The organism is Ruegeria sp. BI11, assembly GCF_056538005.1.
In genome coordinates this window covers 82134-89572 of the sequence record NZ_JBQFSM010000015.1, presented here as the reverse complement: position 1 = coordinate 89572, position 7439 = coordinate 82134, and the positions used below count along the sequence as shown (strand labels likewise).

Below are 7439 nucleotides of genomic sequence, written 5' to 3'. Positions count from 1 at the left end.
ATTTGTTGGTCATCACCGAGCCCTGCGCCTCCATCACGGCGGCAGAAACGATGTTCTCGGACGCGATCAGCTCGATCTCGTCGCGCTGGCGGCCCAGCTCGGATGTGATCGAGCCGAAAAGCTCAGGATCACGCTCGGATAGGGACTGGGTGAAAAAACCGGTATCACGAAGATTAGCGTTCATGGGGGCTCCACAGGGCTGGGTAAGAATCTTGCGGATTTCCTATCGGAAACGATTCATATGCAAAAGCCGTAAAGCGACGATTTGGTCCGCTGTGGCGTCAAGTCTGGCCTATTGGGGAAAGGTATGTTTGTTTCGGAACCAAATGCGTAACACCGGAAACCGGAAAAGATGACTAAGAGAATCGCCTTTCTTGCCAGCGACGTCAAAGTGGCGCAAACCGCGCGGGAAAGCCTTGTGAAACGGTATGGCAACGCAGCACCCAGGGATGCGGATGTGGTGGTCGCATTGGGGGGTGATGGGTTCATGTTGCACACGCTGCACAACATGCAGCATCTGGACACGCCGGTTTATGGCATGAATCGCGGCACCATCGGGTTCCTGATGAATGAGTTCCACAAAGACGACCTGTTGGATCGTCTGGCTGCGGCCGAAGAAGAGGTGATCAACCCGCTGGCCATGCAGGCCATGGATCAGTCCGGTAAGTTGCACGAGGCACTGGCGATCAACGAAGTGTCGTTGTTGCGAGCCGGTCCGCAAGCTGCGCGGCTGAAAATTAGCGTCGATGGTCGCGTGCGGATGGCCGAATTGGTTTGCGATGGTGCCTTGCTGTCCACGCCCGCGGGGTCGACGGCATATAATTATTCAGCACACGGACCGATTTTGCCGATCGGATCGGACGTTCTGGCCCTGACGGCGATTGCGGCATTCCGTCCACGCCGATGGCGCGGGGCTCTGCTGCCCAAGATTGCGAAGGTTCGCTTCGACGTGCTGGACGCGGATAAACGCCCGGTCATGGCTGATGCGGATTCGGTTTCCTTTCCCGATATCGACTGGGTTGAAATTCGCTCCGAACCCGCGATCCAGCACCGTATCCTTTTTGACCCCGGACACGGATTAGAAGAGCGACTGATCTCGGAACAATTCACCTGATGCCTCGACGGTGAACCTTTTTCCGACTTATGTGATCCAGTTCACAGGTGTTTGATTCATCCTTTGGTAATCTAGTCTTGCCCGGAGAACACGCCAAAGGTGGGAGTGAGTGGCCACCAGACGGCGTATTCGAATGATTGCGCAGTTTTCGCGCCGGCGAGGGTAGGTGGTGCTACGCTCGTTGTCAGATCTCCAGGTTTATTTAAGCAAGCGGACCCCGGGCACAAAAACCCGGGGTCAATTTTTGTGGTTGGCCCTGTTCAGGCGGATGTTTCCATTTTCTGCCAAAGCGGCAGGCACATCTGTCCCACGCGCGACTCTATTGCGGCGGCGGCGTCAACAGCCATATCTTCGCGCCAGTGCTGGGCGGCGATCTGGACGTTGATCGGTTGTGGCCCTTGTGGCAGTTCGGCTAGCCGAGCGGGGACACAGGCGGCGGGGAGCCCAAGGAAATTCATCGCGTAGGAATAGACGGCACAGCCCAGAACCTCGTGCACACCTTCGGCCCCTTCGGTGTCCCGGTCAGGTTTGAAAAAGGGCTGTGGTAGGAACGGTGACAGGACCAACGGGTAATCCTGCATGAAGAGTGACCATTCCCGCGCATAGTGGCTGCGCTTAGCCATCATCTGAAGCAGTTCGGTGCCGGTAATGGGGGGGAACTCCTGAAAGTAGACATCGAAAATACTGCGTATGGTTTCAGAACCTGAAGCCTCGATATCGTTTTTCAACAGGGTTAGGACCTCACCCATCAGTGCGCGGTAACCAGTTCGCCCACAATCAAACACATCCGGAGGTGAGACTTCTTCCACCTGATAACCCGCATCGATCAGCGCATCGCGTGCAGTGTCCAGCGCCTTATCGACCTCAGGGTGCAGCGCATAGCCAAAGGTGTCTTTGGTAAAGGCGACTTTGATGGGGCCTTCCATGGGTACACCGCGCCAGGGCATCGGGACGTGAAACGGATCACGCGGGTCAGCCGCGATCAGGCTGGGCATCGATAGGTGAAGATCCGCGGCCGAGCGGGTAATCAGCCCCTGTACCGACATGGATTGGGCCAGGAGTCCGCGCTCGGCTTGTTGACTTGGGTTCCAGGCGGGTACACGGCCGAGGCCGGGTTTAACGGTGACAGCACCATTGGCGGCAGCCGGAAACCGCAAGCTGCCGCCAATGTCATTACCATGCGCCAGCGCTCCAATCCCAGCCATCACGGCAGACCCTGCACCCCCCGAGGACCCGCCGGGCGAGATATGGCGTCCCCACGGGTTTTGCGTACGACCGTGCAGCGGGTTGTCGGTATCGGCTCGGAACGAGAACTCGGGCGTGTTGGTGCGTCCAATCACCACGGCCCCGGCGTTCTGCAAGTTACGGACAATCGGTGCGTCATCCGGCGCAATCACATCTTTCAAAGCGACAACGCCGTTGGAAGTAGCGTGGCCTTTTTGGTCAACATTGATTTTGATCGTGACGGGCACCCCGTGCAGCGGACCAGCTGGCGCGCCCTGAGACCGCGCCTGATCGAGGGCGCGCGCGCGCTCCAGCGCCTCGGCGCTCAGATCTTCGACCACCGCGTTCAGGTCGGGATTGGTCTGGTGCATTCGGTCAACGGCGCTTTGCACCGCGTCCTCGGCGCTCAGGTCGCCACTGCGGGTCAGGGCGGTCAGGTCGGTGGCGGTCAGACGCCAGATGTCTTTATGTGTCATGGGGCCTCACTGTCTTGAGCAGACAGTAGGGGCCTTGTGTCCGGTTGCAAGGGAAAGCCGAAGGGTGGGCGACCAAAGGCCGCCCGAGGCTTGGTTACTGCGCGAACCCGATTGATTTCAGCGCCACGGTGATTTCATCCAGAATGACCGGATCATCGATGGTTGCGGGCATTTTGTAGTCTTTGCTGTCGGCAATCGACACCATTGTCCCGCGCAGGATTTTTCCCGACCGGGTCTTTGGCAGACGATCCACCACCACGGCCGTTTTGAACGCAGCAACCGGGCCGATCTTTTCGCGCACCAGCTTGACCACATCCTGCACAACCTCACCATGATCGCGGTCGCAACCCGCGTTCAGGCATAGGAAGCCAACGGGCATCTGACCCTTGAGCTGGTCCGACACACCGATCACGGCACATTCGGCGACGTCGGGGTGTGCGGCCAGAACCTCTTCCATCCCACCAGTGGACAGGCGGTGGCCTGCGACGTTGATCACGTCATCCGTGCGCGCCATGATATATAGGTATCCGTCCTCATCAATCATGCCCGCATCACCGGTCTCATAATATCCGGGGAATTGATTGAGGTATGAGCTTTTGAACCGCTCTTCCGCATTCCAAAGCGTCGGCAACGTACCCGGAGGCAACGGCAATTTCACTGCAATCGCGCCCAATTCGCCGGGTTTCATCGGATGACCGCCTTCATCCAGAATCTGCACATCATAGCCCGGCATCGGTTTGGCGGGAGAACCCAGCTTGACCGGCAGTTCCTCGATCCCCAGCGGGTTACCGGCGATTGTCCAGCCGGTTTCGGTTTGCCACCAGTGGTCAATCACTGGCACTTGCAGGGCGTCCTGAGCCCATTCAATCGTGTCAGGGTCGGCGCGTTCGCCGGCCAGAAACAGGGCACGCAGGCTAGATAGGTCGTATTTCGTGATCAATTCGCCCGAAGGGTCCTCGCGCTTGACGGCGCGAATTGCGGTGGGAGCGGTGAAGAAGCTTTTGACCTTATGTTCGGAAATCACCCGCCAGAACGTGCCCGCGTCGGGGGTGCCGACGGGCTTGCCTTCGAAGACGATGGTGGTGTTGCCGTGGATCAGCGGCGCATAGCAAATATAAGAATGCCCAACGACCCAACCCACATCCGACGCCGCCCAGAAGACGTCTCCGGGGTCGACGTCATAGATGTTCTTCATCGTCCAGTTCAGTGCCACCAGATGACCGGCAGTGGGGCGTACCACGCCCTTCGGGGCGCCGGTGGTACCGGAAGTATAGAGGATATAGGCCGGGTCGTTGCCATCCACCGGCACGCATTCCGCCGGTTCGACCCCGTATTGGAACCCGTGCCAGTTGAAATCGCGACCTTCGACCAGTTGCGCGACTTCTTGTTCGCGCTGGAAGATTACGCAGAACTCGGGCTTGTGGCTAGCCATGTCGATGGCGCCGTCAAGTAGTGGTTTGTAGTGGACCACGCGGCCTGGCTCCATCCCGCAGGACGCAGCGATGATCGCCTTGGGCTTGGCATCGTCGATCCGCACCGCCAGTTCGTTGCTGGCAAAACCGCCAAACACGACGGAATGCACAGCGCCCAGACGGGCGCAGGCCAGCATCGCCTCAAGCGCTTCGGGGATCATCGGCATGTAGATGATGACCCGGTCGCCTTTCTCGATGCCCTTGGCCCGCAGCGCCCCAGCCAGAGTGGCCACGCGGTTGCGCAGCTCGACATAGGAAATCTCGCGCTTTGTGTGGGTTATTGGGCTGTCATAGATAATGGCCGTTTGCTCTCCGCGGCCGTTCTCGACGTGGCGGTCCACCGCATTCCAGCAGGTGTTGACCTTGGCGTCGCAGAACCATTCATAAAGCGGCGCGTTGTCGTCAAACAGAGCCTTGGTCGGCGGCTTTATCCAATCGATCCCCTTGGCGGCCTCCATCCAGAACCCTTCGGGATCGGTCTTCCAGCTTTCATACACATCCTGATAGGCCATGGCGTCCTCTCCTCCAACACAGCTTTTGGAATGTGTTAGGCATCCCCGGCAAACCGGGCAAGCCATGCGGCTGACAGCGCGTCAGTTTATCGCAAAAAATTTGCAGAATTAGCTGGGTTGAGCTGCAAATTTTTGCAAAGTAATTTTCTTGTATAAATTTTCGATCTTTGAGAGCACGTGTTTGCAAACCTGCAAACTCTTGCGTGCAAAGAATCATCAGAGGTCGAAACGACTCAGGCACCCGCGCGGGTGCCTGAGTTTTTTGTTTCTTGAGGTCAGCCGTAATGCGCCACGGGTGTACCTGCAATGGCGGCCATGTTCAGCAACCCGCGAGCCGTAATGGACGGAGTTACGATATGCGCCTTGTTGCCCATCCCCATCAAGATCGGTCCAACCTCCAGCCCGTCGGCTTTCATCTTCAGTATATTGCGCACGCCACTGGCCGCATCTGCATGGGCAAAGACCAAAACATTTGCCGTGCCCTCCAGACGCGAATTCGGGAAAATCCGCGACCGGAGTTCCGGGTCCAGCGCCAGGTCGAGGTTCATCTCACCCTCATAGGTGAAATCTCGCGGCTCGGCATCCAGGATATCCAGGGCGGCCCGCAAACGTTTGCCCGAACCTTCAGCCTGATTGCCGAACTGCGATTGCGAGCAGAATGCGATCTTGGGTTCGATCCCGAACCGGCGAACGTGGCGCGCGGCCCCGAGTGTGGATTCGGCCAACTCTTCGGGCGTTGGCAATTGCCGTACATGGGTATCAGCGATGAACAGAGGGCCGTCTTCAAGGATCATCAGTGACAGCGCGCCATGAGGGCGCAGGTCACCGTCGGCCAGAACCTGTTGCACATAATTCAGATGCCAGCGGTACTCGCCGAAGGTACCACAGATCATGCTGTCAGCCTCACCCCTGTGCACCATAATGGCAGCAATTGCGGTGTTGTTCGTGCGCATGATTGCCTTCGCCAGATCGGGCGTCACTCCGCGGCGTTGCATAATCTCATGATACGAATTCCAATAGTCATAATAACGAGGGTCGTTGTGCGGGTTGACGATCTGAAAGTCCTGACCCGGACGCACCGTCAGCCCCAGCCGTTCACAACGCGTCTCAATCACTTCGGGGCGGCCGATCAGGATCGGAGTTTCGGTAGTTTCCTCCAAAATGGCCTGTGCGGCTCGTAGTACCCGCTCTTCCTCGCCCTCGGCAAAGACGATCCGGCGAGAGGCGACCGACGCGGCCTCGAATACCGGACGCATCAGCAACGCGGACTTAAACACGGTCTGGTTCAAGCGCTCTTTATACGCTTCGATGTCTGCAATCGGGCGTTTGGCCACGCCACTTTCCATTGCCGCTTTGGCAACGGACGAAGATACTACGCCCACAAGACGCGGGTCAAAGGGCTTCGGGATCAGGTAATCCGGCCCGAAAGTGAGCTGTTCACCCTTATACGCAGCGGCGGCTTCGGCGCTGGTGGTGGCGCGTGCCATTTCTGCGATGCCGTCCACACAGGCGATCTGCATCTCATCATTGATCTCAGTTGCGCCCACATCCAGCGCGCCGCGGAAAATGAAGGGGAAACACAGAACGTTATTCACCTGATTGGGAAAGTCGCTACGACCAGTGGCGATGATTGCATCAGGGGCAACCTCGCGCGCTGCATCCGGTAGAATTTCGGGGGTAGGGTTGGCCAGCGCAAAAATAATCGGCTGTTTGGCCATTTTCTGAACCATCTCGGGCTTCAGCACGTTAGGGCCGCTAAGGCCTAGAAACAGATCTGCATCGCCAATCACGTCGTCCAACGTGCGTAAGTCCGATTTTTGCGCGAATTGATCCTTGTGTGGGTTCATATCCTCAGTGCGGCCTTCGTAAACTAGACCGTGAATATCGCACAGCCAGATATTCTCGCGTTTAACGCCCAGTTTCACCAGCATCATCAGGCAGGCGATTCCTGCCGCGCCGCCGCCAGTCGAGACGACTTTGATGTCTTCGAATTTTTTGCCGGCCACATGCAGCGCATTTTTGGCGGCGGCACCGACGACGATGGCTGTCCCGTGCTGATCGTCGTGAAAGACAGGGATGTTCATGCGCTCACGGCACAGTTTTTCCACGATAAAACAATCGGGTGCCTTAATGTCTTCCAGATTGATGGCGCCAAAGGTCGGTTCGAGCGCGCAGACGATATCAGCCAGCTTTTCAGGGTCAGGCTGATCGACCTCAATATCAAAACAGTCGATCCCAGCGAATTTCTTGAACAGAACCGCCTTGCCTTCCATCACCGGTTTCGAGGCGAGCGCACCGATATTGCCCAACCCCAGAACCGCTGTCCCGTTCGAGACGACCGCCACCAGATTCCCGCGCGCTGTATAGCGTTCTGCATCGGCTGCATTGGCTTTAATTTCAAGGCATGCCTCAGCCACGCCCGGCGAGTACGCACGGGCCAGATCACGGCCATTTGCCATCGGTTTCGTGGCTCTGATCTCCAGCTTTCCCGGCTTTGGATAGGCGTGGTAATCAAGCGCGGCCTGCCGCAGGCTGGGTGTATCTGACATGGCGTTTCAGCTCCGTTTTGAAATTTGATTTAGCATTAAACTATTTTTTTCTGCTTGGCTACGCTGCGTTACTTAATTCGTTAAACGCGACT

Annotated in this window: 4 protein-coding genes and 1 pseudogene; 1 reads left to right on the top strand and 4 read right to left on the bottom strand. The window is 57.7% G+C overall.

What is annotated here, in order from left to right:
• Positions 1 to 184: pseudogene (gene glyA, locus ACR0DT_RS22300) on the bottom strand (serine hydroxymethyltransferase); the annotation flags it as partial.
• Positions 185 to 352: 168 nt separating this feature from the next.
• Here glyA and ACR0DT_RS22295 point away from each other — a divergent pair.
• Positions 353 to 1114, top strand: coding sequence for an NAD kinase (locus ACR0DT_RS22295; protein ID WP_480712873.1), 762 nt, complete (start codon positions 353 to 355; stop codon positions 1112 to 1114).
• Positions 1115 to 1374: 260 nt separating this feature from the next.
• On the opposite strand, the gene ACR0DT_RS22290 is transcribed toward ACR0DT_RS22295, so the two are convergent.
• From ACR0DT_RS22290 to ACR0DT_RS22280, 3 genes are all read right to left on the bottom strand, one after another.
• A complete protein-coding gene (locus tag ACR0DT_RS22290; protein ID WP_480712872.1) occupies positions 1375 to 2814 on the bottom strand; it encodes an amidase family protein in 1440 nt (479 codons plus the stop codon).
• Between the two features lie 94 nt (positions 2815 to 2908).
• A complete protein-coding gene (prpE, locus tag ACR0DT_RS22285; protein ID WP_480712871.1) occupies positions 2909 to 4798 on the bottom strand; it encodes a propionate-CoA ligase PrpE in 1890 nt (629 codons plus the stop codon).
• A 275-nt stretch (positions 4799 to 5073) separates the two neighbouring features.
• A complete protein-coding gene (locus ACR0DT_RS22280; RefSeq protein ID WP_480712870.1) occupies positions 5074 to 7347 on the bottom strand; it encodes an NADP-dependent malic enzyme in 2274 nt (757 codons plus the stop codon).
• Positions 7348 to 7439 lie beyond the last annotated feature (92 nt).

Coding starts and splice junctions, on each gene's coding strand:
- ACR0DT_RS22295 (WP_480712873.1), top strand. CDS start 353: ATGACTAAGAGAATCGCCTTTCTTGCCAGCGACGTCAAAGTGGCGCAA.
- ACR0DT_RS22290 (WP_480712872.1), bottom strand. CDS start 2,814: ATGACACATAAAGACATCTGGCGTCTGACCGCCACCGACCTGACCGCC.
- prpE (WP_480712871.1), bottom strand. CDS start 4,798: ATGGCCTATCAGGATGTGTATGAAAGCTGGAAGACCGATCCCGAAGGG.
- ACR0DT_RS22280 (WP_480712870.1), bottom strand. CDS start 7,347: ATGTCAGATACACCCAGCCTGCGGCAGGCCGCGCTTGATTACCACGCC.